This is a genomic window from Arenimonas sp., from assembly GCF_036275555.1.
In the GTDB taxonomy this organism is placed as follows: domain Bacteria; phylum Pseudomonadota; class Gammaproteobacteria; order Xanthomonadales; family Xanthomonadaceae; genus Arenimonas.
This window is the reverse complement of record NZ_DASUDO010000031.1, coordinates 73,881-99,558: the sequence shown is the minus strand read 5'-3', so window position 1 is coordinate 99,558 and position 25,678 is coordinate 73,881. Positions and strand designations below refer to the sequence as shown.

Sequence of the window (25,678 nt, the reverse complement as noted above, 5' to 3'; positions counted from 1 at the left end):
ATGGAGTGGATGATCTACGGCGCCAACGGCTACACCGGCCGCATGATGGTCGAAGAGGCGGTGAAGCGTGGCCTGCGCCCGGTGCTCGCCGGCCGCAGCGCGGCCTCGCTGGAGCCGCTGGCAAAGGCGCACGGATTGCCCGTGCGCGCCTTCGCGCTCGACGATCCGCAGGCCTTGCGCAGCGGGCTCAACGGCATCGGCCTGGTGCTGCACTGCGCCGGTCCGTTCTCGGCCACCTGCGCGCCGATGCTCGAGGCCTGCCTGGCGTCCGGGGCACACTACCTCGACATCACCGGCGAAATCGACGTGTTCGCGCACTGCCACGCGCAGGACGCCCGCGCCCGCGACAAGGGCATCGTGGTGTTGCCGGGCTCGGGCTTCGACGTGGTGCCCACCGACTGCCTGGCGGCCCAGCTCAAGCGCGAGCTGCCGACGGCCGATTCGTTGGTGCTGGCCTTCGAGGCCGGCGGCGGCCCCAGCCCCGGCACCGCCAAGACCAGCGTCGAAGGCCTGGGCAAGGGTGGCCGCGCGCGCATCGACGGCAAGATGACGCGGGTTCCCCTGGCCTGGAAGACGCGCACCTTCGAGCGCGACGGCGAGCAGCGCTTCGCCATGACCATTCCCTGGGGCGATGTCTACACCGCCTACGTCTCCACCGGCATCGGCAACGTCGAGGTCTACATGGGCGTACCGCCCGACACGGCGAAGAAGCTGCGCCGCCTGCGCCTGTTCGGGCCGCTGCTGGGCCTGGGCCCGGTGCAGTCGCTGCTCAAGAGGCAGGTGGAGAAGCGCGTGCGCGGCCCGTCCGACGCCACCCGCGGCAAGACCGGCTGCGTGGTCTGGGGCGAGGCGCGCGACGCTTCAGGCCGGGAGGTGAAGCGCCGGATGCGCACGCCCAATGGCTACGAGATCACGGTCACCGCGGCGCTGGGCATCGTCGCCCGGCTGCTGGAGGGCCCGGCGCCGAAGGGCGGCTATTACACGCCCTCGGCCCTGATGGGCGCCGATTACGTGCTGGCCCTGCCGGGGGTATCGCTGGACTGAACGACGCCCGGCGGCGGCGCTTGGCAGCGCCCCGCGTTGCCTCTACCCTTCGCGTGCCCGGTCCCCGGGCCCACCTGGAGTAGAACCATGCGCATGCCCGCCATCGTCATCGGCGTCATCCTGCTCGTCATCGGCGGCCTGATCGCCGGCGGCGTGTTCAAGTTCCAGACCACCGAGAAGGTCGCCGACATCGGCCCGATCGAGATCAGCAAGACCGACACCAAGTCCCCGCCTCTCAACCTCGGCTGGATCCTGCTCGGCGCCGGCGCCGTGGCGGTCGTGGTCGGCGTGGCCAGCAAGAAGTAACCGGACCTCCCATGAACAACACTGACTCCAGCGCGGCGCCGAAGCTCGGGCCGCTTTCCAAGCTCATCTTCGCGTCGCGCTGGCTTCAGCTGCCGCTTTACCTGGGCCTGATCGTGGCCCAGTGCGTCTACGTGTTCCTGTTCCTCAAGGAACTCACCCACCTGGTGGTGGACGCGAACACGCTCACCGAGCAGCTGATCATGCTGCTGGTGCTGGGCCTGATCGACGTGGTGATGATCTCCAACCTGCTGGTGATGGTGATCGTCGGTGGCTACGAGACCTTCGTGTCCCGCCTGAACCTGCAGGGCCACCCGGACCAGCCGGAGTGGCTGAGCCACGTGAACGCCTCGGTGCTCAAGGTGAAGCTGGCGATGGCCATCATCGGCATCTCCTCGATCCATCTGCTCAAGACCTTCATCGCCATCGGCGACCTGGGGGCCCCGGGTTCCAAGTTCACCGAGGCCGGCGTGATGTGGCAGACCATCATCCACACCATCTTCATCCTCTCGGCGATCGGTATCGCCTGGACCGACAAGCTGATGGCGCAGTCGGTGTCGGTCAGCAAGAAGCACTGACGGCCACCTTGTGGGAGGGACTTCAGTCCCGATGCCTTTCGCCGAAAAGCATCGGGACTGAAGTCCCTCCCACAGCGAATCCCCTGGCGCCGGTAGAATGGCGCCATGGATGTCTCCCACCTGCTCGATGAACTGAACCCGGCCCAGCGCGAAGTGGTCTCCGCGCCGCCAGGCCACGCCCTGGTGCTGGCCGGCGCCGGCTCGGGCAAGACCCGCGTGCTCACCCACCGCATCGGCTGGTTGAATGAGGTCGTGGGCGTGCCGGCGCACGGCATCCTCGCCGTCACCTTCACCAACAAGGCCGCCGCCGAAATGCGCGGCCGGGTCGAGGCGCTGCTGCGCCATGGTGCCCGCGGCATGTGGATCGGCACCTTCCACGGCCTCGCGCACCGCCTGCTGCGCCTGCACTGGCAGGAGGCCGGGCTGCCCGAGTCCTTCCAGGTGCTCGACCAGGACGACCAGGTCCGCCTGCTCAAGCGCATCAGCGCCGACCTCGAGCTCGACGAGGGCCGCTTCCCGCCGCGCCAGATGGCGTGGTGGATCAACGCGCAGAAGGACGAGGGCCGGCGCCCGAAGCACATCCAGCCGGCCGGCGGCGATTTCTACGGCCAGACCATGCTCAAGGTTTACGAGGCCTACGAGGCCCGCTGCCAGCGCGCGGGCCTGGTGGATTTCGCCGAGCTGCTGCTGCGTGCGCATGAGCTCTGGCTCGAGCACCCGGCGCTGCTGCACCACTACCAGCAGCGCTTCCGCCACCTGCTGGTGGACGAGTTCCAGGACACGAACTCGATCCAGTACGCCTTCGTGCGCGTGCTGGCCGGCGACACCGGCGAGGTGTTCGTGGTCGGCGACGACGACCAGGCCATCTACGGCTGGCGCGGCGCCAAGGTCGAGAACGTGCAGCGCTTCCTGCGCGACTACCCGGGTGCACGCACGCTCAAGCTCGAGCAGAACTACCGCTCCACCGGCAACATCCTGGCGGCCGCCAACGCGGTGATCACCCACAACCCCGACCGCCTCGGCAAGCAGCTCTGGACGGCAGACGGCGAGGGCGAGCCGATCGACCTGTTCGCCGCCTACAACGAAGTGGACGAGGCCCGCTTCGTGGTCGAACGCATCCAGGCCTGGATCCGCGACGGCGGCAGCGCCGGCGAAAACGCCGTGCTGTACCGCTCGAATGCCCAGTCGCGCGCGATCGAAGAGCAGCTGGTGCAGGCCGGCCTGCCGTATCGCGTGTACGGCGGCCAGCGCTTCTTCGAGCGCATGGAAATCAAGGACGCGCTGGCCTACCTGCGCCTGATGGCGAACCGCAGCGACGACGCCGCCTTCGAGCGCGCGGTCAACACGCCGCCGCGCGGCATCGGCGGCAAGACGCTGGACGAGGTGCGCCGCCACGCGCGCGAGCAGGCCGTGCCGCTGTGGCAGGCCGCCGTGGCGCTGTCGGAAGGCGGCGCGCTGCCGGGCCGCGCGCGCAACGCCCTGCGCGCGTTCGCCGACCTGGTCGACGCGCTGCAGGCCGACACCGCCGAGCAGCCGCTGCATGAAGTGTTCGACCACGTCATCGCCACCTCGGGTCTGCGCATGCACTACGCGCAGGAATCGAAAGGCCAGCTCGATTCGCGCACCGAGAACCTGGACGAACTGGTGTCGGTGGCCAGCCGCTTCGAGCGCCGCGACGACGAAGCCAGCGCCGAGATGAGCGAGCTGGTCGCCTTCCTCAGCTATGCCTCGCTCGAGGCGGGCGAGGGCCAGGCCGAGGCCGGCGAGGACGGCGTGCAGCTGATGACGCTGCACAGCGCGAAGGGCCTGGAGTTCCCGCAGGTGTTCCTGGTCGGCATGGAGGAAGGCCTGTTCCCGAGCGGAAAATCCATCGAGGAAAGCGGGCGGCTGGAGGAAGAGCGCCGCCTGGCCTACGTCGGCCTGACCCGCGCGCGCCAGAAGCTCGTGCTGACCTACGCCGAGTCGCGGCGCCTGCACGGCATGGAGATGTACGGCACGCCCTCGCGCTTCCTGCGGGAAATCCCGCCGGCGCTCATCGCCGAGGTCCGGCCCAAGGTCACCGTCAGCCGCCCGTCTTACGGTCCGCCGCGCAGCGCGGCGCTGGAGTCGGGCACCGGTTCCGGACTGCGCTTGGGCCAGCGCGTCACCCACCCCAGCTTCGGCGAAGGCACGGTGATGGACGCCGAAGGCAGCGGCCCGCATGCCCGCGTGCAGGTCAACTTCGAGCGCGGCGGCGCCAAGTGGCTCGTGCTCGGCTACGCCAACCTCACCCCCGCCTGACGTGCGCTGTCTGGGATTGGGGCCGAAGGGCGTTTTTGACGCGGATTTACGCGGATAAACGCGGATAAAGCAAAGGCTGGAATGGGCCCCGGCGAGATGCTGCGCTGCGCGGAAATCCAACGCCAAGTGCTCTTGCTTTATCCGCGTTTATCCGCGTAAATCCGCGTCCAAAACCGCTTTCCGCCCCACCAGTCCCCAAAGCCCCACCCCCTCGCCGCAGCCCGGTGTACGACGCATACTTGGCGGATTGTCGGGAAAGGGATGGGAACCATGAAGCGACGTGAACTCCTGCGCGGTGCCGGCGTGGCCGCGGTGGCGACCGGACTGGCGGCCTGTGGTGCGAAGCCGACTGGCGAGGCCGGCGCGGCGTCCACCGAGAAGTTCGTCTGGAAAATGGTCACGTCCTGGCCCACGAATTTCCCGGGCCTGGGCACCGGCGCCGCGCGCCTGGCCGAAATGATTACCGCCGCCAGCGGCGGCCGGCTCACGGTGAAGGTCTACGGCGCCGGCGAGCTGGTGCCGGCCTTCGAAGTGTTCGACGCGGTCAGCCGCGGCACCGCCGAGATGGGGCATTCCGCCAGCTATTACTGGAAGGGCAAGGCCGCGGCGGCGCCGTTCTTCTGCGCCGTGCCCTTCGGCCTCAATGCCCAGGAAATGAACGGCTGGCTCTACCAGGGCGGCGGCCTCGAACTGTGGCGCGAGCTGTACGCGCCCTTCGGACTGGTGCCGTTCCCGGCGGGCAACACCGGCGTGCAGATGGCGGGCTGGTTCCGCAAGCCGATCGCCTCCCTGGCCGACCTGCAGGGCCTGAAGATGCGCATCCCCGGCCTTGGCGGCGAAGTGATGGCGCGCGCCGGCGCGACGCCGGTGAACCTGCCGGGCGCCGAGATCTTCAGCTCGCTGCAGTCGGGCGCGATCGACGCGGCGGAGTGGGTGGGGCCTTACAACGACCTCGCGTTCGGCCTGCACCGCGCCGCGAAGTATTGCTATTACCCGGGCTGGCAGGAGCCGGGCCCGACGCTGGAATGCATGGTCAACCAGGCCGCGTACGACACGCTGCCGCCCGACCTGCGCGAGATCGTCGCGCTGTGCTGCCGCGCGGTGAACGACGCGATGCTGGCCGAGTACACCGCGCGCAACCAGCAGGCGCTGGACGTGCTGGTGCGCGAACACGGCGTCGAACTGCGCCAGCTGCCCGACGACGTGCTGCTGGCGTTGCGCCGCACTTCCGACAAGGTGCTCGAGGAAGCCGCCGCGGCCGATCCCATGGCGCGCCGCGCACTCGACTCGATGCAGGCCTTCCGCGCCCAGGCCAAGGCCTGGCACGCGGTGTCGGAAGAGGCCTACTTTGCCACCCGCGGCTGACCCTGCCGGAGGTCACGGTCCGCGCCGCCAGCCGAAATCGCGGCTGAACGCCGCGGGGCCGCTTCGTCGCGGAAACGTCGTATTGATGGCCATCCCCGGAATTGGATGATGGCGTCATGGGCAAATGGTTGAAGCGGTTGGCCTGGCTGGCCGGTGTTTTCGTGGTGGCGATCGGTGCCCTCGGCGCCGTGGCGTGGTGGCACTCGGAGCGCGCGTTGGCGACCGTCCACCCGGTGAAGGATCCCTCGCTCGTGTTCGCGGGGGACGCCGCCGAAGCCGAGCGTGGCGCGCATCTTTACGCCGTGCTGGGTTGCGTCGACTGCCACGGCGCCGATGCCCGCGGCAAGTTCGTGTTCGATGCGATGCCGGTGGCGCGCATCGTCGGCTCCAACCTCACGCCCTCGGCGATCGCCGGGCGCTACGACGCCAACCAGCTCGCGGCGGCGATCCGCCACGGCGTGGGTCCGGACGGTCGGCCGCTGCGCTTCATGCCGTCGGGAGACTTCAAGGATCTGTCCGACGCCGACACCGCCGCGCTGGTGCGCCACCTGCAGTCGCTGCCGCCCTCGGACCACGCGCCCGGCGAAACCGTGATCGGGCCGATGGCCCGCGTGCTGCACCTGTTCGGCCAGTTCGACCTCGCGCCCGCCGAGCACATCGACCACGCCCCGCGCTCCCGCGGCGCGCCCCCGGCCGGCCCCACCGCGGAATACGGGGCCTACCTGGCCCAGGTCTGCACCGGCTGCCACGGCGCCGACTGGGCCGGCCAGCGCGTGCCGGGCACGCCGCCGGAGCTGCCCGCGGCGAGCAACCTGACCCTGCACGAGAACGGTCTGGCCGGCTGGACCGAGGCCGACTTCATCCGGGTGATCCGCGAGGGCAAGCGCCCCGACGGCCGCGAGCTGCACGGCTTCATGCCCTGGCGCATTTACGGCGCCATGACCGACGAGGAGCTGCAGGCGCTGTGGCGCCACTTCGAGCGCCTGCCGCCCCGACCCGGCGCCGGCTGACCGGGACCCGGCCGCCCGGGGCGGTGCGCGCCGTTCTCCCTCTCTGTGGTACCCAGAACCCGGAGAACGACATGCCCAAGTACGTGATCGAACGCGACATCCCCGGCGCGGGCCAGCTCAGCGCCGAGCAGCTCAAGGGAATCTCCCAGACGTCCTGCGCCGTGCTGGGCGAACTCGGCCCCCGCATCCAGTGGCTGCAGAGCTACGTCACCGGCGACAAGGTCTACTGCATCTACATCGCGCCCGACGAGGCGATGGTGCGCGAACACGCGGCGCGCGGCGGCTTCCCGGCCAACCGCGTGTCCGAGGTGGCGACCATCATCGATCCCACCACCGCGGAGTAGCCGCCGACGCGGCCGGATCAGCCGTACAGCCAGTCCGGCAGCGCCGTCGCCAACGACGGGAACAGCGCCACCAGCGCCAGCATCAGCAGCTGCAGCCCGATGAAGGGCACCACGCCGCGATAGATGTCGCCGGTGGCCAGTTCCGGCGGCGCCACGCCGCGCAGGTAGAACAGCGCGAAGCCGAACGGCGGGGTGAGGAAGGACGTCTGCAGGTTGATGGCCATCATCACGCCCAGCCATACCGGGTCCACGCCCAGCGCCAGCAGCACCGGCCCGACGATCGGCACCACCACGAACACGATCTCGATGAAATCGAGCACGAAGCCGAGCAGGAACATCAGCAGCATCACCGCCACCACCGCGCCCCACTTGCCGCCGGGCAGCGCGGTCAGCGCCTCGTGCACCAGCTCGTCGCCGCCGTAGCCGCGGAACACCAGCGAGAACAGCGCCGCGCCCAGCAGGATCGCGAACACCATCGCGGTGACCTTCACCGTCTGCGCCGACACTTCGCGCAGGCGCGCCCAGCCGAGCTGCCCGTGCAGCGCCGCGAACAGCGTTGCGCCGACGGCGCCGACGGCCGCCGCCTCGGTGGCCGTGGCGAAACCGCCCAGGATCGAGCCCAGCACCAGCAGGATCAGCGACAGCGCCGGCACGATCGCCTTGGCCAGCGCCAGCTTGCCGCGCGGCGCCAGCGACGCCACCGCAGGCGCGCGTGCCGGCTGCCGCCAGGCCACCCACAGCGCGTAGGCCAGGTACAGGCCGACCAAGCCCAGCCCCGGCACCAGCGCACCGGCGAAGAGATCGCCGACCGAAATCGTCTCGGGCGCGAAGACGCCCTGCTTGAGTTGCGCCTGCTGGTAGGCGTTGCCCAGCTGGTCGCCCAGCAGCACCAGCACGATCGAGGGCGGGATGATCTGGCCCAGCGTGCCCGAGGCGCAGATCGCACCGCTGGCCAGCCGCGGGCAGTAGCCGTTGCGCAGCATGGTCGGCAGCGAGATCAGGCCCATCGCCACCACGGTGGCGCCAACGATGCCGGTGGACGCCGCCAGCAGCGCGCCGACCAGCAGCACCGCCACCACCAGGCCGCCGCGCACCTGGCCGAACAGCGAGGCCACGGCCTCCAGCAGCGATTCGGCGATGCGCGATTTCTCCAGCATCACGCCCATGAACACGAACAGCGGCACCGCCACCAGCGTCTCGTTGGTCATCACCCCGAATACGCGGTTGGGGAAGGCCTCGAGGAAGCTGGGATCGAAGCTGCCGGCCAGCATGCCCGCGCCCGCCGCCAGCAATGCCACGCCGCCGAGCACGAAGGCCACCGGGAAGCCGCTGGCCAGGCCGATGAACAGGCCGAGCAGCAGCAGCACGAGCATCAGGATCTGCTGGTCGTGCAGGCTCATCGGGCCTCGCGCGCGAAGGCCGCGGGCAGCGAGCGCAGCGCCAGCGCCACGCCCTGCAGGAACAGCAGCGCCGCCGACACCGGCAGCAGCGCCTTGAGCAGGTACCAGCCGGGCAGGCCGCCCGGATCACGCGAACCCTCGCGCGCCGACCAGCTGGCGGCCACGTAGTCCCAGCTCATCGCCAGCATGAACACGCAGAAGGGCAACAGCAGCGCCAGCGTCGCCGCCAGGGTCACCCGTGCCTGCGCCTTCGCCGACCAGCGCTGCGAAAAGACATCCACCCGCACGTGCCCGTCGTGCCGCAGCGTGTAGCCCAGGCCCAGCAGGAACAGCGACGCGTGAAGCCACAGCACCGCCTCCTGCGCCGCCACCGAGCCGGCGTTGAAGGCGTAACGCGCCAGCACCAGCCCGAACACCAGCGCCACCAGCACGGCCGCCAGCACGCCGGCCAGGCGGCCGGCGGCTTCGTTGACGGCATCCACGGCGCGCAGCAGCGGCGCCACCCGGCTCAATCCCATTCGTAGATGACCCAGTGCACGGGCTGGATGCGCGGATCGCGCTCGTCGCGGTTGAAGCGGCCGTTGCCGTCGGTATCCATCAGGTAATACGGCGGGCCGCGCTCGGGCGTGACCTTGACCATGTACAGCACGCCGTTCTGGCGGTACTCCTCGACCCGGTCGCCGTTGGGCTCGACCCGGATCGCGACTTCGGGCACCTCGTCGTCGGCGGGCGCGGCGGCCTGCACCTTCTCCGGGATCGGGGCTTCGTCGCGGGCCGGTTCGGCCTGGGCCGAGAGGGCCAGCAGCAGGGGAAGCAGGATGGCCATGGGGGTGTCCTCGCGCGGGCCTTCGAGGATGGCAAATGCGGCGCGGGCGCTCAAGGCCCGCGGGGCTTAAAATCGGGGCCTCGTCCAGAAAGGCCCCGCCATGTCCCGCCTCGTCCTGATCGATGGCTCGTCCTACCTGTTCCGGGCCTTCCACGCGCTGCCGCCGCTCACCGCGCCCGACGGCACGCCCACCGGCGCCCTGTACGGCATCGTCAACATGCTGCGCGCCACGCTGAAGGAGAACCCGGACTACACCGCCTTCGTGCTCGATGCTTCCGGCCCGACCTTCCGCGACGAGATGTACCCGCAGTACAAGGCCAACCGCCCGCCGATGCCGGAAGACCTGCGCGCCCAGGTCGAGCCGATGAAGCAGATCGTGCAGGCGCTGGGCTTCCCGCTGCTGTGCGTGCCCGGCGTGGAGGCCGACGACGTGATCGGTACGCTGGCGCTGCAGGCCCACGCCGCCGGCATCCCGGTCACCATCTCCACCAGCGACAAGGATTTCGCGCAGCTGGTGCGGCCCGGCATCACCCTCACCAACACCATGACCGGCAGCGTGCTCGACGACGCCGGCGTGATGGAGAAGTTCGGCGTGCGCCCCGACCAGGTCATCGACCTGCTGGCCCTGATGGGCGACACCGTGGACAACGTGCCCGGCGTCGACAAGTGCGGCCCCAAGACCGCCGCCAAATGGCTGGGCGAGTACGGCACCCTCGAGGCCGTGATCGCCAGCGCCGACAAGATCGGCGGCAAGATCGGCGAGAACCTGCGCGCCGCGCTCGGCCGCCTGCCGCTGAACCGGCAGCTGGTCACCATCAAGACCGACGTGGCCCTGGACCAGGCGCCTTCCGACCTGACGCTTCGCCCGCGCGACGTGGATGCCTTGCGCGAGCTCTACACCCGCTGCGGATTCGGCAGCGCCCTGCGCGAGCTCGACGGCGGTTCGGCCCCGCCCGCGCGGGGAGCGCGCCCCGCCGCGCCCGCCGCCGTCGCCGAGGAGGCGCCCGATGCCGCGCTGTCCGCGCCGGGCGAGTACGAATGCGTGCTCGATGCCGCGTCGCTGCAGGCCTGGGTCGCCCGGCTGCAGGCCGCCGACCTCGTGTCCTTCGACACCGAAACCGATTCGCTCGATCCGATGCGCGCCAACCTGGTCGGCCTGAGCTTCTGCGTCGAGCCGGGCCAGGCCTGCTACATCCCGGTCGGCCACGATTATCCCGGCGCCCCGGCCCAGCTCGATCGCGACGCGGTGCTGGAAGCCCTGAGACCGGTGCTCGAGGACGCCGGCAAGCCCAAGCTCGGCCAGCACGGCAAGTACGACCTGCACGTGCTTCGTCGCCACGGCGTGGACGTGCGCGGCTACGCCGAGGACACGATGCTCGAGAGCTTCGTGTACAACGCCGGCGGGCAGCGCCACGACATGGACACGCTGGCGCAGAAATACCTCGGCTACACCACCATCAAGTACGAACAGGTGGCCGGCAAGGGCGCCAAGCAGATCCTGTTCTCGCAGGTGGCGCTGGACGACGCCACGAAGTACGCCGCCGAGGACGCCGACGTCACCCTGCGCCTGCACCGCGTGCTGTCGGCGAAGCTGGCGGCCGAGCCGACGCTGCAGGTCGTCTACCGCGACATCGAAATGCCGCTGGTGCCGGTGCTCACGCGCATGGAGGCCACCGGCGTGCTGATCGACGTGGCCGAGCTGCGCCGCCAGAGCGCCGACCTGTCGCAGCGGATGATGGCCGCGCAGCAGCGCGCGCACGAGCTCGCCGGCCGCGCCTTCAACCTCGATTCGCCCAAGCAGCTGGGCCAGCTGCTGTTCGAGGAGCTCAAGCTGCCGGCGCTGGTGAAGACCCCCACCGGCGCGCCGTCCACCAACGAGGAAGCGCTGGAGGCCATCGCCGACCAACACGAGCTGCCGCGACTGGTGCTCGAGTACCGCGGCCTGGCCAAGCTGCGCAACACCTACACCGACAAGCTGCCGGACATGGTCAACCCCGACACCGGCCGCGTGCACACCAGCTACCACCAGGCCGGCGCCGCCACCGGCCGCCTGAGTTCGAACGACCCGAACCTGCAGAACATCCCGATCCGCACCGAGGACGGCCGCCGCATCCGCACCGCCTTCATCGCGCCGGAAGGCCGCCGCATCGTCGCCTGCGACTACTCGCAGATCGAGCTGCGCATCATGGCCCACCTCTCCGGCGACCCCGGCCTGGTGCGGGCGTTCGAGGGCGGGCTGGACGTGCATCGCGCCACCGCGTCGGAAGTCTTCGACGTGCCGCTGGACCAGGTCAGCGGCGACCAGCGCCGCGCCGCCAAGGCGATCAACTTCGGCCTGATGTACGGCATGAGCGCCTTCGGCCTGGCCAAGCAGCTGGGCATCGGCCGCGGCGACGCGCAGGACTACATCGCGCTGTACTTCGGCAAGTACCCGGGCGTGCGCGACTACATGGAGCGCGTGCGCCAGCAGGCGCGCGAGCAGGGCTACGTCGAGACGGTATTCGGCCGCCGCCTGCAGCTCAACGAGATCCACTCGCGCAACCAGGCCCAGCGCGCCGGCGCCGAGCGCGCCGCCATCAACGCCCCGATGCAGGGCACCGCCGCCGACATCATCAAGCGCGCCATGGTCTCGGTGCAGGACTGGCTGGACGGGCAGGGCGGCCGGGCCACGATGATGATGCAGGTGCACGACGAACTGGTGTTCGAGGTCGACGCCGGCTTCGTGGACACCCTGGTCGAGGAGGTGCGCCGGCGCATGGTAGCCGCGGCCGAGCTCCGGGTGGCCCTGGTGGTGGACGTGGGCAGCGGTTCGAACTGGGAAGAAGCGCACTGAACTGTGACGGATTTCGCCTTGTTTATCAGGCGCTTGCCCGGGGCATGAATCCCTCCTGAATTTATTTCGGGAGATGCCAAGCTGTTCACGAACTTCTCATGGTCCGGGGGGTCTACTAGGCGCGTCGGATGCAAGGTCCGGCGCAGGATCACTCCCTCCCCTGAGTGGATCCACCGGGAACCGGGCTCTCCCCAGCCTCAGGTTCCCACCCCTGACCCCGCGGGCTTCCCCTGGCCCGCGGGGTTTTTATTTGCCCGCGCCCAGCCAGTCGCGGGGTTTGAGGTAGTCGGCGAGGCGGGCTTCGGGGCTGCCGGGTTCCGGGGTGTAGGCGTATTCGAAGCGCACGCGCGGCGGCAGGCTCATCAGGATCGATTCGGTGCGGCCGCCGCTCTGCAGGCCGAACAGCGTGCCGCGGTCCCAGACCAGGTTGAACTCCACGTAGCGGCCGCGGCGATAGAGCTGGAATTCGCGCTCGCGCTCGCCGTGCGGCGTGTCCTTGCGGCGTTCGACGATGGGCAGGTAGGCGTCGAGGAACGCGTCGCCGACCGCGCGGGTGTAGGCGAAGCTGCGCTCGAAGCCGTCGGCATGCAGGTCGTCGTAGAACAGGCCGCCGACGCCGCGTGCTTCGTCGCGGTGCTTGAGGAAGAAGTACTTGTCGCACCAGGCCTTGTGCTCGGCGTAGCGGGTGGGGCCGAACGGAGCGCAGGTTGCGTGCGCGACCTGGTGCCAATGACGCACGTCTTCATCGAAGGGATAGAAGGGCGTGAGGTCGAAGCCGCCGCCGAACCACCAGATCGGATCGCGGCCTTCGGGGCGGGCCTCGAAGAAGCGCACGTTCGCGTGCGAGGTCGGCACGTAGGGGTTGCGCGGGTGGATCACCAGCGACACGCCGACCGCGCGCCAGGGCGCGCCGGCGAGTTCGGGCCGGTGTGCGGTCGCGGAAGCGGGCAGGGTGGCGCCCGAGACATCGGAAAAGCCGACGCCGGCCTGTTCGAACACCGCGCCTTCCTTCAGCACCCGGCTGCGGCCACCGCCGCCCAGGGACGGGCCAGTGTCCCGCGAGGCAGGATGCCGGGAGGGACCGCCGCCCGGGGACGGGCCGCCGCTACCTTCGCGGGTCCAGGCGTCCTCGGCGAAGCGGCCGCCGTCGATGGCTTCGAGGCCGGCGCAGATGCGGTCCTGGAGCGTGCGCAGGTAGTCCTGCACGGCGTGGAAGTCGGTCATGGGGCACCCGTGGCAAGCAGGCCGCCATGATAGCCGCCCCGGCCGGCGGCTATAATCGCGCCCAGCAATGAACTCCCCCGACCCCATTCCCGCGCGGCTCCGGATCGTTCCCGAACGGCGCGACGAGGCCCTGATCCCCTTCCGCTTCCAGTCCGGCGTGGCCTCGCCGCTGGCCATCGAGTGCCCGCCGCTGGCGGGTCCCGCCGATGAGGCCTGGCTGGCCGGCGCCATCACCGAGTCGGCCGAGACCGCCGGCGCCGCCTGGGCCCACGGCGAGCATTACGCGCTGGTGGCGCTGGCGCTGGACGAAGCGGCGGGCGACATCGAGGCCGCCGCCGCCCTGGCTTACGAACGCCTGCTGGTCGCGGTGCGCCCGTCCGCGCATCCCTACCTGCTGCGGATCTGGAATTACTTCGCCGCCATCAACCAGGGCGAAGGCGACGAGGAGCGCTACCGCCGCTTCTGCGTCGGCCGCGCCCGCGCCGTGGACGGCATGTTCAACGACCCGCCGCCGGCCGCGACCGCGATCGGCACCGTCGGCGCGCCCGGCCAGCTGAAGGTGGTGGCGCTGTGCTCGCGCGCGCCGGCCATTGCGCTGGAGAATCCGCGGCAAACGCCGGCCTGGCAGTACCCGCGCGAACACGGCCCGGTGTCCCCGGGTTTCTCGCGCGGCGCGATTCTCGACGCCGACACTGCCACCCCGCGCCTGCTCGCGTCCGGCACGGCCAGCATCGTCGGCCACGTCTCGCTGCACCTCGGCGACTGTGCCGAGCAGCTGCGCGAAAGCCTGCGCAACCTCGACGCGCTGATGGCCCAGGCCGCTGGAAAGACCGGGCACCGCTTCCAACCCGCGGGCTGCGAGGCGCTGCGCATCTACCTGCGCCACGCCGCCGACCTCGACGCGGCGCGCGCGGTGATGGCCACCACGGGCATCCCGGCCGACCGCATCAGCTACCTCCGCGGCGACGTCTGCCGCCGCGAACTCGACGTCGAACTCGAAGGCGTCTTCGCGGCAACTTGAAGCTGTTTTTTTGCCACGGATGAACACTGATAAACACAGATAAAGAAAAAGCCGGGGACGGCAAGGCGTCCCCGGCTTTCCTTGAGCAAATGGTTTGCTCGCTTCTATCCGTGTTTATCAGTGTTCATCCGTGGCAAAAACGCCCTTACTTCAGGTTTTCGTCGAAGAGTTCCAGGATGCGGCGGTACTGGTCGTACCAGCTTTCCGGGTGCTGGTAGCCGTGGCGCTCCAGCGGGTAGCTGGCCAGCTCCCAGTCGTGCTTCTTGAGTTCGATCAGGCGCTGCGCCAGGCGGATCGAGTCCTGGTAGAAGACGTTGTCGTCGATCATGCCGTGGCTGATCAGCAGGTGGCCGCGCAGGTTTTCCACGTACTCGATCGGCGAGGACTTGCGGAAGGCCTCCGGGTCCAGCTCGGGCGTGTTGAGGATGTTCGAGGTGTACTCGTGGTTGTAGCTGGTCCAGTCGGTGACCGGGCGCAGCGCGGCACCGGCCTTGAAGATGCCGGGCTCGCGGAACAGCGCCATGAAGCTCATGAAGCCGCCGTAGCTGCCGCCGTAGATGCCGACGTTGGCGGCGTCGCCCTGGTGCTGCGCCACCATGTACTTCACGCCGTCCACGTAGTCCTCGAGCTCCGGGTGGCCCATCTGGCGGTAGATCGCCGTGCGCCAGTCGCGGCCGTAGCCCTCGGAGGCGCGGAAGTCCATGTCGAGCACGATGAAGCCACGCTCGACCAGCAGCTGGTGGAACATCTGCTCGCGGAAATAGTTCGGGTAGCGGTCGCTGACGTTCTGCAGGTAGCCGGCGCCGTGCACGAACATCACGATCGGGTACTTGCGGCCGGCCTCCAGCGTCGCCGGGCGGTAGAGCTTGGCCCAGACCGTGCCGGCGCCGTGCGTGGACGGCACTTCCACGGTCTGCGGCGCGAGCCAGGTGCGCGACTTGAAGTCTTCGCTGCGCGTGTCGGTGAGCTTGCGCGCCTCGCCGCCGGCGACCGGCTGCAGCGCCAGCTGCGGCGGCGTGTGGTGGGCCGACCAGCGCAGCAGCAGCTGGCGGCCGTCCGGCGAGAGCGAGAAGTCCTCGACGCCGTCGAGCGCCGTCACCTCGCGCACGTCGCCGCCGTCGCGCGACACCGCGCAGACCTCGTAGTCACCCGGGCGCGCGCGGTTGCAGACGAAGTACGCGGTCGCGCCGTCCAGCGTCCACTGCGGCGACGACGCCTCCCACTTGCCGCGGGTCAGCGCCTTGGCGCGGCCGCCCGGCGTGGCCGTGTACAGGTGCGACCAGCCGCTTTCCTCCGACAGGAACCACAGCGTCTTGTTGTCCGGCAGCCAACCGAACTCGTTGAAGTTCCAGTTGATCCAGGCCGTGTCGGTGAGGCGGTGCAGCGGCTGCAGTGCGCCCGCGTCGAAGTCGACGGTGGCGATCCACCGGTCCTTGTTGTCCACTGCGCGGGCCATCACGGCGACGCCGCGGCCATCGTCCGACCACTGGATGCCGCCGATGCGCACCGCGCGCTCGCCCTTGAGCGGTTCGAGCTTGGCGGCGCGGCGCAGGTCGGCCAGCGGGTCGGTGGCGATGCCCGGCAGGGGCGCGAACGGCAGGTCGCGCACGCGGTTGTCGCGCAGGTCCACCAGCTTGAGCTGCTGCGCGAAGGGCGCGTTGCGGCCGACGCGCACGCGCACGTCCTCGGCTTCCTCGTAGCCCGATTCGGTCACGTACTTCGGCATTTTTCCGGTGCGGCCGGCCTCGGCGCCCTTGGCTTCGGTGACCACCAGCAGCCAGCGGCCGTCGGGCGACATCGAGCTCGCGCTGATTTGCAGCTTGTCGCCGAGGTAGGCCGGCGCGGCGGCGCGGGTCGGGTCGGCGGCGCGCAGCGCTTCGGCATGGTCGCGAAGGGCCTCGCGCTGCGCCTTCTCGCGCGCCAGCGTGCTGCTCAGGCGCAGCTGGTGGTCGCGCAGGGCGTCGGCTTCGGGCGCGGCGGCCGGGTCCTTTTCGGCGCGCGGCAGGGCGGCCGGCTGGGCCAGGCGCGCCTCGGGCGACCAGCGGAACCAGTCGTTGCCCACGCTCCACACCACGTCGCGGCCATTGGCGGCGAAGCGCGCATTCGCCTCGGTTTCGGCGCTGCGGGTGAGCTGCTGCAGCGCGCCGCCCACCTCGCGCAGGAACACGTCGCCGTTGCGCACGAACACCGCGCGCCGGCCGCTGGCATCGAAGTCGACCTGGGCGGCGTCCACGTCCGCCAGCGCGGCGCCTTCGACGCGCACCGGCGTGCCGCCGGCCACCGGCAGCGTCCAGGTGTCGCGCACCGGCGATCCCTCGCGCTTGAGCGTGTACAGCGCGCGCTGGCCGTCGAGCGACCACCAGGCCTGTTCCACCGGCGGGCCGATCCAGTCCGGGTGCGCCATGGCTTGGTCGAGGGTCAGCGGGGTGTCGTTCGCCAGGGCCGGCGCGGCGCAGGCCGCGAGCAGGGCGAGGGCGAGGTGGCGGTGGCGCATGGCGGCTCCCAGTGGGCGATGACGGCCCGCAAGCCTAGCAAAGCCGGTGTGTGGGCGGCCCGTGCTGCTTTTCCCCCGTGGCGTTTGCGGCGACAATCGCCCGAACCCTGCGGCGGCACCATGCAAGCCTACGTCTACAAGTCCCTCCGGAAGCCCGACACCTACGTCTACCTGCGCAAGCGGGACGACTTCGCGCTCGTGCCGGAACCCGTGCGCGCGCCGCTGGGCGAACTGGTCTTCGTGCTGGAAGTGGCCCTGACGCCCGAGCGCAAGCTGGCCCAGGCCGACCCGGCCGTGGTGCGCGCCAACCTCGCGGCACATGGCTTCCACCTGCAGTTCCCGCCGACCGTGTTGGACCCCCTGGTCGATGGCTGAACCCCGCCGCGTCGCGCTGGCCTGGGCCTGGCTGCTGTTGGGCGCCGGCCTGACCCTGGCCGTGGCCTGGCCGCATCCGGCCGGCCTGCTTGGCGCCTGGCTCGCCCAGCCTGCCTTGGCGCTGGGCCTGGCCAGCCTGCGTAGCCTGCGGCCGACCCCGGGTTTCGATGCCGCCGGCCTGCGCGAAGCCCTCGGCCTCGCCCTGGTCTGGCTCCTGGGCCTGGGCCTGATGGCCCTGGCCACCGCCTGGCCGCTGGCCGCGCTGCGCGATACCGGCTCGCTGACCTCGGCGCTGGCGCTGAGCGGCATGGCAGGCGCGGCGCTGCTTTGCCTGTGGCGGGCCTGGCCGGCCTTCGGCCTGGCTGAGCGTGAATCGGGCCGCCTGCCGCCACTGGCTGCGGCCGTGGGTTCCGGCGGGCCGGAGGAGGCGGGGCGCGGCTTCGTGGTCGCGCTCTCCGTGTTCGTCGTGCTGGCGGGTTCGCTGCTGCTGGCCTGGCCGGGCCTCGTGCCGGCGCCGCACCGCTGGCTGGCGGCCGGCGGCCTGCTGGCGGTCGCCGTGGCCGCGCATGTCCTGGTGCAGCGCTTCGGCGCGCCGCCGGCGCCGCCTTCGCTGGCCAGCCTGCCGATCTACGGCGATGACGACGAAGAGGACGCGCCGCCGCTGGCCCTGGGCGACGGTGGCCTGTCTCCGGAAGCGGAACTCTATGCCGCGGCCCGCGCCGGTCGCATCGAGGCCGCGCTGTCCCTGCTCGCGTCCGGCGTCGACCCCGGCGCCGAGCCCGATCCCGACGACCGCGACCAGCGCACGCTGCCGATGCTGGCCGCGTTGCTGGGCGACCTGCGCCTGCTGCGCGAACTGATCGCGCGGGGCGTCGACCTCAACGACGAGCACGCCGGCCTGACGCCGCTGCTGGCCGCCACCCGCGACAGTTGGCACGGGCGTCCCGAGGCGGTGATGACCCTGCTCGCCAACGGCGCCGACGCGCGCCGCGCCGACGCCGATGGCAACACGCCGCTGCACCACGCCGCGCGCAGCACCGACGCCGCCGTGGCGGCCCTGCTGCTCGACGCCGGCGCCACCCTCGAGGCGCTCAACGCCGAAGGCTTCAGCCCGCTGGGCATCGCCTGCGCGGCCGGCAACTGGCGCCTCGCGCGCTTCCTGATCGAACGCGGCGCCAAGCCCGAGCCCAAGGACGGCCAGCCGGCGCTGCTGGCGGCCGTGGTCGGCGACGACGACACCGCCGGCGTGCAGCTGCTGCTGCGTCACAAGGCGAGGGTGGACGCGCGTGGCGCCCGCCAGCGCACTGCGCTGCTGCTGGCCTGCGCCGCCGGCAACGCCGAGATCGTGGGCGAACTGCTCGACGCCGGCGCCGACCGCAACGCGCACGACGCCGACGGCATCACGCCGCTGCTCGAAGCCGCCCGTGGCCACCACGCCGCCGTGCTGGCGCGGCTGGCGCAGGCGCGTCCGGACGTGTCGGCGGTCGACGGCCACGGCCGGAATGCGCTGGTGCTGGCCACCGAGGCCGGCGCGACGCCGGAGTTCCTGCGCCACCTGATCGCGCTCGGCGTGAATCCCGAACAGCGCGACGCCGACGGCCGCCGCGCGCTCGAGCACGCGCTCGGCGCCGGCCGCTGGCCGCTGGTGGCGGTGCTCGACCCCTCCTATCCGCTGCCGGCCAGCGTGGCCGAGGGCCTGTCCGAGGGCCACTTCGAGAAGACGCCGCGCGAACTGCTGCGCGAGGCCCTGCAGTCCGGCCGGCGCGAATCCGCCGAGGCCATGCTGCGGCTCGGCGCCGGTCCGGATGCGGCGGGCATGGCTTCGCTGCTGCTCGAGTTCTCCGGCGAAGGCGATGCGGTCGGTTTCGACTGGTTGCTGCGCCATGGCGCCCGCGCCGACTTCGCCATCGACGGCGAGCAGAGCGTGCTGTTCCACCTGCTGGGCCGCGGCGGCCACGCGCTGCCGGCGCTGCAGCGCCTGCTGGAAGTGGCGCAGCCGGTCGGCGGCCGCGGCGGTTTGTCGCTGTGGCTGCAGGCCTGCCAGAGCGGCGAGCACACCACGCGCGGCCACGAACAGTTCGCGCTGGCCTTGCTCGAGCGCGGCGCCGACGCGTTTGGCGGCGCGCCCGCGGATCCGCCGCTGGGCCTGGCGATCCAGCTCGGCTGGCTGCGCCTCGCGGAAGCCCTGCTGGCCGCCGGCGTGGATCCGAACGCCCGCGACGGCCGCGGCCACACCGCGCTGCACGTCGCCGCCACGCTGGGCCGCGAGAGCGCGCTGCGCGTGTTGATCCGCCACGGCGCCTCGCCCGCGCTGTCCGCACCCGACGGCCAGACGCCGCTGGGCCTGGCGCTCGCGGCCGATCGCCGTGAACTCTCGCACTGGCTGGAGTGGCGCCAGTGGCAGCTGCCCGGCCGCGCGCTGCAGGCCGCCGACCTGCCGGCCGCCGCGATGGCCGGCGATGCCGAGGCGGTGCTGCGCCTGCTCGAGCTCGGCCTGCCGGTGGACGGCACCGATACCCAGGGCTGCACCGCGCTGCTGCGCGCCGCCGGCGGCGGGCACGACGTGGTGGTGGCCCTGCTGCTTGAGCGCGGCGCCGACACCGCGCTGTCGGCGCGCACCGGCGCCACGCCGCTGTCGGCCGCGATCTCGATGCGCCATGTCGGCGTAGTGGACCAGCTGCTGCGCGCCGGCGCCGCGCCCGACCTCGCCCTGCCCGGCGACGTGACGCCGCTGATGCTGGCGGCCGCGCTGGGCCAGCCCGAACTCGTATCGCGCCTGCTCGCGCACGCCGCCAACCCGCGGGCGCGCGACGCCCAGGGCCTGAGCCCGCTGCATTGCGCGGCGCTGCACGCCTTCTCGTCGCGCGATCGCCAGCGCGTGCTGGCGCTGATGGACATCCTGCTGCTGGCCGACGCGGCGCCCGACGAGGCCAGTGACCTGGGGCAGACGCCGCTGCTGATGCTGCTCGGCGCCCGCGCCGAGCCCGGCGCCGCCTGCGACGAAGAAGTGCTGCTGGCGGCGCTGGAGCGCCTGCTGGCCGAGGACGTCAGCCTCGAGGCGCAGGACCAGCGTGGCTTCACCCCGCTGCACCTGGCCGCCCTGCACGGCCTGCCGCGGGTGGTGCAGCGCCTGCTGCGCGAGGGCGGCAACCGCCAGGCGCGCGACGGATTGGGCCGCACGCCGCACGACATTGCGGTGCTGCGCGGCTTCGTGGACGTGGCGGCGGAGTTCGAGCCGGCCCGCAGCGGCACGCCGTCGTTGGCGAGGTTCCTGCGGGATCCGCGGTGAAGCCGGAACAGTTGAAGCCGGAACAGTTGGAGCAGGAGTTAGTTGATAGGAGTTAGGAGTTAGTGGGGACGGCCAGCTCGGAAAGCGCCGCTCTCCCTAACTCCTAACTTCTATCCACTAACTCCTGCTACTCAGCCGTCACCGCCCCGCATCCCCATCATCCTCCACCGGCCCGATATCGGCCTCGAACAGGGTCTCCAGCTCGCGCTGCGCCTCGCGCGCCGAGGCCACCAGCGCGGCCTCGTCGTCGTAGACCAGGTGCTGCTGGCGGAGCAGGGCTTCGTCGTGCTCGCGGAACTTCTCGGTGTTGCGCGCCGCTTCTTCGGCCGGCACGCCCAGCGCCTCCATCACGCGGCGGCCCATGACCAGGCTGGAGTGGAAGGTCTCGCGCGTCACCTGCACGTCCATGTCCATCAGCTTGAAGGCGTGCTGGCGGTTGCGGGCGCGGGCGTACACCTTCAGGTGCGGGAACATGCGCTTCACCAGCCGCGCCGTGCGTACGTTGGCGTCGGGGTCGTCGGTGGTGAGCACGAACACCTCGGCCAGGTCGGCGCGCGCCGCCCGCAGCAGCTCGGGCCGCGCCGGGTCGCCGAAGTAGATCTTGTTGCCGAAGCGGCGCAGGAAATCCACCTGCTCGGCGCTGGTCTCCAGCGCGGTGAACGGGATCTTCTGCGCGCGCAGCATGCGGCCGACGATCTGCCCCATGCGGCCGAAGCCGGCGATGATCACCCGCGGGTGTTCGTCGTCGATGGTGTCGTGCGCCCGCTGGGGCTTGGGCTCGGGATGCGTCTGCAGCCAGCGCGACACCGCCATCAGCGCCAGCGGCGTGGCCGCCATCGACAGGCCGATCACCACGAACAGCTTGTCGCGGATCGCGGCATCGATCAGGCCGGCCTTGAGCGCCTCGGCGAACACCACGAAGCCGAACTCGCCGCCCATCGCCAGCACCGCGCCCAACCGCAGCGCCTCGCGCGGCGCCAGCCCGCCCGACCAGCGGCCGATCGCCATGAGCAGCAAGGTCTTCAACGCCAGCAGCGCCACCACGCCGCCCAGGATGACCGCCGGCTCGCGCGCCACCACGCCCAGGTCGATGCTCATGCCGACCGCCATGAAGAACAGCCCAAGGAACAGGCCCTTGAACGGCTCGATGTGCGACTCGAGCTCGTGCCGGTACTCCGAGTCCGCCAGCAGCACGCCGGCCAGGAAGGCGCCCAGGCCCATCGACAGCCCGACCCACTGCATCAGCCAGGCGTTGCCGACCACCACCAGCAGTGCGGTGGCGGTGAATACCTCCACCGAGTTGGCGCGGGCCACGACGCGCAGCAGGTGCCGGAGCAGCAGCCGGCCACCGACGATCACCGCGGCGATCACCACCACCGCGTTGAGCACCGACGCCAGCGGCGGCGCCGACTGCTCGAGCGCCTTGGCCTCGCCCATCAGCGGGATCGCCGCCAGCAGCGGGATCGCCACCAGGTCCTGGAACAGGAGGATCGCGAAGGCGACGCGGCCGTGCGCGGCGGTCAGCTCCTTGCGCTCGGCCAGCAGCTGCAGCCCGACCGCGGTGGAGGACAGCGCCAGGCCCAGGCCCACGACCACCGGTGCCTTCCAGCCGCCCAGGAAGGTCGCGGCGACCAGGCCGATCGCCGCCGCCGACACCAGCACCTGCAGGCCGCCCGTGCCGAACACCTGCCGGCGCATCACCCACAGGCGCGGCGGGCTCAGCTCGAGGCCGATGATGAAGAGCAGCATGACTACGCCGAATTCGGACGCGGCCAGCACGTCCTCGGGGTCGGGCACCACCGCCAGGCCTTCGGGGCCGATCGCCACGCCGGCGGCGAGGTAGCCGAGGATCGCGCCCAGCCCCAGGCGCCGGAACAGAGGCACCGCGACCACCGCCGCGATCAGGAAGACGAGGATGATGCCGAGGTAGCCGGTGCCGTGCATGGCCCGATTATGCGTCAGCGGCGTGACGACGCGACATGGCGCGGACGCCTCGCCTTGTCCCGCCCGTCGACCGATGCTTAACTCCGGCCTCGTCCCCCCGGAATCGAATCCATGATGAAGCTGCTTGTCCCCCTCGCCGTCCTGGTCGGCGCGCTGGCCTCCCCGTCGGCGTCCGCCAGCGATCTGCAGGAGGTGTTCACCGCCAGCACCCATGGCGATCTGGCGATCGACGCCGAGGGCCGCGTCGTCGAAGTGAAGCTTGACCACCAGCAGCTGGGCGAGGGGGTCATGAAGAGCTTCGAGCAGCAGATGATGGGCTGGCGCTTCGAGCCGATCCTGCACGAAGGCAAGCCGGTCAAGGCCTATGCCTACGTCAACCTCGCCCTGTTCGTCGTGCGCCAGCCGGGCGAGCAGGGCGTGCGCATCGGCTTCAAGGAGGTGACCTTCATCGACGCCACCGACCAGGGCGCGGCGGACGTCGCGGCCCGGCGGGTCAAGCCGCCGCGCTATCCGCGCCGGCCGGCGGACCATGGCGTCGGCGCCCGCGTGAAGCTGTTCGTGCAGACCGACGACGAGGGCCGGGTGATCCGCTCCGCCGTGGAAGAGCTGCTATTGCTGGGGGGTGAGGTGGAGACCAACCAGGTCGAGCGCCACGTCGAGGCCTTCCGCGAGGCCTCCGAGCAGGCCGCGGCCGGCTGGGTCATCCCCGACGTCAAGGGCGGCCGGGCCGTGGTTCCGGTTCTTTACACGCCGCCGGGTTTCCAGGGGCGCTGGGTCCGCACGCGGATGGCGCCCGTGCAGGCGCCGGCCTGGGTGGCGGAGGAGCGCGCCAAGGACGAGGCCGCCGAGCTGGGCGACGGCGGCGTCGCGAACTCGGAGCGCTGGAAGCTGCAGACGCCGATCGGCGGCTGAGCCGGCGCAGGCCACGAAAAAGCCCCGCTTCCGCGGGGCTTTTTCTTTTCCTGCCGGGTGCCTCAGCGCTTCATCGAGGAGAAGAACTCGTCGTTCGACTTGGTGTTCTTCATCTTCTCGAGCAGGAACTCCATCGCGGCCAGCTCGTCCATCGGGTGCAGCAGCTTCCGCAGGATCCAGATCTTCTGCAGCATGTCCGGCTCGATCAGCAGCTCTTCGCGGCGGGTGCCGGAGCGGTTGATGTTGATGGCCGGGTAGACGCGCTTCTCGGCGATGCGGCGGTCCAGGTGCACTTCGCTGTTGCCCGTGCCCTTGAACTCTTCGTAGATCACCTCGTCCATCTTCGAGCCGGTCTCGACCAGCGCGGTGGCGATGATGGTCAGCGAGCCGCCTTCCTCGACGTTGCGGGCCGCGCCGAAGAAGCGCTTCGGACGGTGCAGCGCGTTGGCGTCGACGCCGCCGGTGAGCACCTTGCCGGAGCTGGGCACCACGGTGTTGTAGGCGCGGGCCAGGCGGGTGATCGAGTCGAGCATGATCACCACGTCCTTCTTGTGCTCGACCAGGCGCTTGGCGCGCTCGATCACCATCTCGGCGACCTGCACGTGGCGCGCGGCCGGCTCGTCGAAGGTGGACGAGATCACTTCGCCGCGCACGCTGCGCTGCATTTCCGTCACTTCTTCCGGGCGCTCGTCGATCAGCAGCACGATCAGGTGCACTTCCGGGTGGTTGTGCAGGATGGCCTGGGCGACGTTCTGCATCAGCATGGTCTTGCCGGCCTTGGGCGGCGAGACGATCAGGGCGCGCTGGCCCTTGCCGATCGGCGACATCAGGTCCATCACGCGGCCGGTGATGTCTTCCGACGAACCGTTGCCGCGCTCGAGCTTGAAGCGCTCGCGCGGGAACAGCGGCGTCAGGTTCTCGAACAGCACCTTGCCCTTCGACGCCTCCGGCGGTTCGCCGTTGATGGTGTCGACGATGTTGAGCGCGACGTAGCGCTCGCCGTCCTTCGGGCTGCGGATGCGGCCGGCGATGTGGTCGCCGGTGCGCAGGTTGAAGCGGCGGATCTGGCTGGGCGAGATGTAGACGTCGTCCGGGCCGGCCAGGTAGCTGGCGTCGTCGCTGCGCAGGAAGCCGTAGCCGTCGGGCAGGATCTCGAGCACGCCGTCGCCGGCGACGCCGGCGGGGTGGCGGGTGAGCACCTTGAGCAGGGCGAAGTTGACGTCCTGCTTGCGCATGCGGGCGACGCCCTCATGCAGGTTCAGCTTGTCGGCGATTTCCAGCAGCTTGTGCGCCGGCATGCGCTTGAGGTCGTTGAGGCTGTAGACCGGGAAGTCCGGCGGCAGCTGCGGCATCGGGCGATCATTGCGCTCGCCGCCGCCGTTGCCGCCACCGCCGTTGCCGGCCTCGTCATCGCCGCCGCCGCCGTCGCGCGGACGGTCGCGGAAGCGGTCGCGCTTGTCGCGGAAGCGGTCGCGGCGGTTGCGCCGGCCTTCGCGGAAGCCGCCTTCGCCCCCCTGGCCGCCTTCGCCGCCCTGGCCACCGCCTTCATTCTGCGGGCCGCCGCCGTGGCTGCCGCCCTGGGGCTGGCCGCCGCCTTCCTGGCCGCCGCCGGAGCGCGGCTGGCCGCCCTCGTGGCCGCCGCCGGACGGGGCGTCGCCGCCGCCGGACGCCGGCGCGGGGGCGCGCTCGGGAGCCGGGGCGTTCGTGGTTTCCGCGGGGTTCTGGCTGGGGGCGCTGCGCGGCTTGCGCGGGCGCTTCTCGGCGCTTACGCCGGATTCGTTTTCGTTATCGGACACAGGATTCACCTCGCGAACGCGAGCGTGGGGGAGGGAGGGGTTCTTGCAGAAGAGAGTGGGCGCCCGGGGCGCCTCGACGTCGTTACGCTACCACCGGCTGCCCCGCGGCGACAACCCGCATGGGGCAGGAAGCCCCGGCCGGGGCCGGGGCGCGGCGCTCAGAGCGCCTTGTCCATGAACTGCGCGAGCTGCGACTTGCCGACCGCGCCGACCTGGGTCGAGTGCACCTTGCCGTCCTTGAACATCATCAGGGTCGGGATGCCGCGGACGGCGTACTGGCGCGGGGTCTGCGGGTTGTGGTCGATGTTGATCTTCACCACCTTGACCTTGCCGGCATAGGTGCCGGCCAGCTCGTCGACCATAGGGCCGATCATCTTGCAGGGGCCGCACCACTCGGCCCAGAAATCCACCAGTACCGGGGTGTCGGACTTGAGCACCTGGGCCTCGAAGTCGCTGTCGCCCACGTGTAGGACCTGGTCGCTCATGCCTCAAACTCCTGATTTTCTTGGGGGATGCGGCCGGTTGCCGCCATCGTTGGGTTAAACTGGGGCGCTTTCGCCGATAAACAACCGACAGCGGCACCCCCGGACGCCACGAGTTTGCGATTCCCGGACAGGCCGCGCAAGCGCAGAGACGCGCC

General features: G+C 70.9%; 20 protein-coding genes. 12 read left to right on the top strand and 8 right to left on the bottom strand.

Going from position 1 to position 25,678, the window contains the following annotated elements:
• The 7 genes from VFV21_RS08285 (at position 1) to VFV21_RS08255 (ending at position 6,924) form a co-directional block, all read left to right on the top strand.
• Positions 1 to 1,044, top strand: coding sequence for a saccharopine dehydrogenase family protein (locus tag VFV21_RS08285; RefSeq protein WP_329668957.1), 1,044 nt, complete (start codon positions 1 to 3; stop codon positions 1,042 to 1,044).
• Between the two features lie 87 nt (positions 1,045 to 1,131).
• A complete protein-coding gene (locus VFV21_RS08280; protein ID WP_329668956.1) occupies positions 1,132 to 1,350 on the top strand; it encodes a hypothetical protein in 219 nt (72 codons plus the stop codon).
• Positions 1,351 to 1,361: 11 nt separating this feature from the next.
• Positions 1,362 to 1,925 (top strand): TIGR00645 family protein, encoded by a 564-nt coding sequence (locus VFV21_RS08275; protein ID WP_329668955.1) that lies wholly within the window; start codon positions 1,362 to 1,364, stop codon positions 1,923 to 1,925.
• Positions 1,926 to 2,030: 105 nt separating this feature from the next.
• On the top strand, positions 2,031 to 4,205 hold the full coding sequence (gene uvrD, locus VFV21_RS08270) for a DNA helicase II (RefSeq protein WP_329668954.1): 2,175 nt from the start codon (positions 2,031 to 2,033) through the stop codon (positions 4,203 to 4,205).
• 270 nt (positions 4,206 to 4,475) lie between these two features.
• On the top strand, positions 4,476 to 5,570 hold the full coding sequence (locus VFV21_RS08265) for a TRAP transporter substrate-binding protein (RefSeq protein ID WP_329668953.1): 1,095 nt from the start codon (positions 4,476 to 4,478) through the stop codon (positions 5,568 to 5,570).
• A 116-nt stretch (positions 5,571 to 5,686) separates the two neighbouring features.
• On the top strand, positions 5,687 to 6,580 hold the full coding sequence (locus VFV21_RS08260; RefSeq protein ID WP_329668952.1) for a c-type cytochrome: 894 nt from the start codon (positions 5,687 to 5,689) through the stop codon (positions 6,578 to 6,580).
• A gap of 71 nt (positions 6,581 to 6,651) precedes the next feature.
• Positions 6,652 to 6,924 carry a DUF4242 domain-containing protein gene (locus tag VFV21_RS08255; RefSeq protein WP_034212617.1) on the top strand — a complete coding sequence of 91 codons (273 nt, stop codon included), beginning with the start codon at positions 6,652 to 6,654 and terminating at the stop codon, positions 6,922 to 6,924.
• Positions 6,925 to 6,941: 17 nt separating this feature from the next.
• Here VFV21_RS08255 and VFV21_RS08250 read toward each other — a convergent pair whose 3' ends face one another.
• From VFV21_RS08250 to VFV21_RS08240, 3 genes are read right to left on the bottom strand one after another with little or no spacing between them, the layout of a single operon-like run.
• On the bottom strand, positions 6,942 to 8,324 hold the full coding sequence (locus tag VFV21_RS08250) for a TRAP transporter large permease subunit (protein WP_329668951.1): 1,383 nt from the start codon (positions 8,322 to 8,324) through the stop codon (positions 6,942 to 6,944).
• Positions 8,321 to 8,842 (bottom strand): TRAP transporter small permease subunit, encoded by a 522-nt coding sequence (locus VFV21_RS08245; RefSeq protein ID WP_329668950.1) that lies wholly within the window; start codon positions 8,840 to 8,842, stop codon positions 8,321 to 8,323. Before VFV21_RS08245 ends, VFV21_RS08250 begins: the two co-directional genes overlap by 4 nt.
• The gene (locus VFV21_RS08240; RefSeq protein WP_034212798.1) at positions 8,833 to 9,150 is read right to left on the bottom strand and encodes a DUF2782 domain-containing protein; all 318 of its coding nucleotides are present in this window, start codon (positions 9,148 to 9,150) and stop codon (positions 8,833 to 8,835) included. The genes VFV21_RS08245 and VFV21_RS08240 overlap by 10 nt, the downstream gene beginning before the upstream one ends.
• Before the next feature lie 100 nt (positions 9,151 to 9,250).
• Here VFV21_RS08240 and polA point away from each other — a divergent pair, with 100 nt between their 5' ends.
• Positions 9,251 to 11,983 carry a DNA polymerase I gene (gene polA / locus VFV21_RS08235; protein WP_329668949.1) on the top strand — a complete coding sequence of 911 codons (2,733 nt, stop codon included), beginning with the start codon at positions 9,251 to 9,253 and terminating at the stop codon, positions 11,981 to 11,983.
• 246 nt (positions 11,984 to 12,229) lie between these two features.
• On the opposite strand, the gene hemF is transcribed toward polA, so the two are convergent.
• Positions 12,230 to 13,207, bottom strand: a complete 978-nt coding sequence (gene hemF, locus VFV21_RS08230; RefSeq protein WP_329668948.1) for an oxygen-dependent coproporphyrinogen oxidase — start codon at positions 13,205 to 13,207, stop codon at positions 12,230 to 12,232.
• Between the two features lie 67 nt (positions 13,208 to 13,274).
• On the opposite strand from hemF, the gene VFV21_RS08225 reads away from it, so the two are divergent.
• Positions 13,275 to 14,228 carry a pteridine-dependent deoxygenase gene (locus VFV21_RS08225; protein ID WP_329668947.1) on the top strand — a complete coding sequence of 318 codons (954 nt, stop codon included), beginning with the start codon at positions 13,275 to 13,277 and terminating at the stop codon, positions 14,226 to 14,228.
• Positions 14,229 to 14,373: 145 nt separating this feature from the next.
• Here the strand turns inward: VFV21_RS08225 and VFV21_RS08220 are convergent, their stop codons facing one another.
• The gene (locus tag VFV21_RS08220; RefSeq protein ID WP_329668946.1) at positions 14,374 to 16,722 is read right to left on the bottom strand and encodes a prolyl oligopeptidase family serine peptidase; all 2,349 of its coding nucleotides are present in this window, start codon (positions 16,720 to 16,722) and stop codon (positions 14,374 to 14,376) included.
• 120 nt (positions 16,723 to 16,842) lie between these two features.
• On the opposite strand from VFV21_RS08220, the gene VFV21_RS08215 reads away from it, so the two are divergent.
• Together VFV21_RS08215 and VFV21_RS08210 are read left to right on the top strand one after the other, a co-directional pair.
• Positions 16,843 to 17,097: a YcgL domain-containing protein gene (locus VFV21_RS08215; RefSeq protein ID WP_329668945.1), complete on the top strand. Its 255-nt coding sequence runs from the start codon at positions 16,843 to 16,845 to the stop codon at positions 17,095 to 17,097.
• A complete protein-coding gene (locus VFV21_RS08210; protein WP_329668944.1) occupies positions 17,090 to 20,386 on the top strand; it encodes an ankyrin repeat domain-containing protein in 3,297 nt (1,098 codons plus the stop codon). The genes VFV21_RS08215 and VFV21_RS08210 overlap by 8 nt, the downstream gene beginning before the upstream one ends.
• A 138-nt stretch (positions 20,387 to 20,524) precedes the next feature.
• Here VFV21_RS08210 and VFV21_RS08205 read toward each other — a convergent pair whose 3' ends face one another.
• Entirely contained in the window at positions 20,525 to 22,330 is a 1,806-nt protein-coding gene (locus tag VFV21_RS08205; protein WP_329668943.1) for a monovalent cation:proton antiporter-2 (CPA2) family protein, read from the bottom strand.
• A 114-nt stretch (positions 22,331 to 22,444) separates the two neighbouring features.
• Here VFV21_RS08205 and VFV21_RS08200 point away from each other — a divergent pair, with 114 nt between their 5' ends.
• A complete protein-coding gene (locus tag VFV21_RS08200; protein ID WP_329668942.1) occupies positions 22,445 to 23,242 on the top strand; it encodes a hypothetical protein in 798 nt (265 codons plus the stop codon).
• Between the two features lie 62 nt (positions 23,243 to 23,304).
• On the opposite strand, the gene rho is transcribed toward VFV21_RS08200, so the two are convergent.
• Together rho and trxA are read right to left on the bottom strand one after the other, a co-directional pair.
• A complete protein-coding gene (rho, locus tag VFV21_RS08195) occupies positions 23,305 to 25,038 on the bottom strand; it encodes a transcription termination factor Rho (RefSeq protein WP_329668941.1) in 1,734 nt (577 codons plus the stop codon).
• Positions 25,039 to 25,196: 158 nt separating this feature from the next.
• On the bottom strand, positions 25,197 to 25,523 hold the full coding sequence (trxA, locus tag VFV21_RS08190; protein WP_034212593.1) for a thioredoxin TrxA: 327 nt from the start codon (positions 25,521 to 25,523) through the stop codon (positions 25,197 to 25,199).
• Between the last annotated feature and the right edge of the window lie 155 nt (positions 25,524 to 25,678).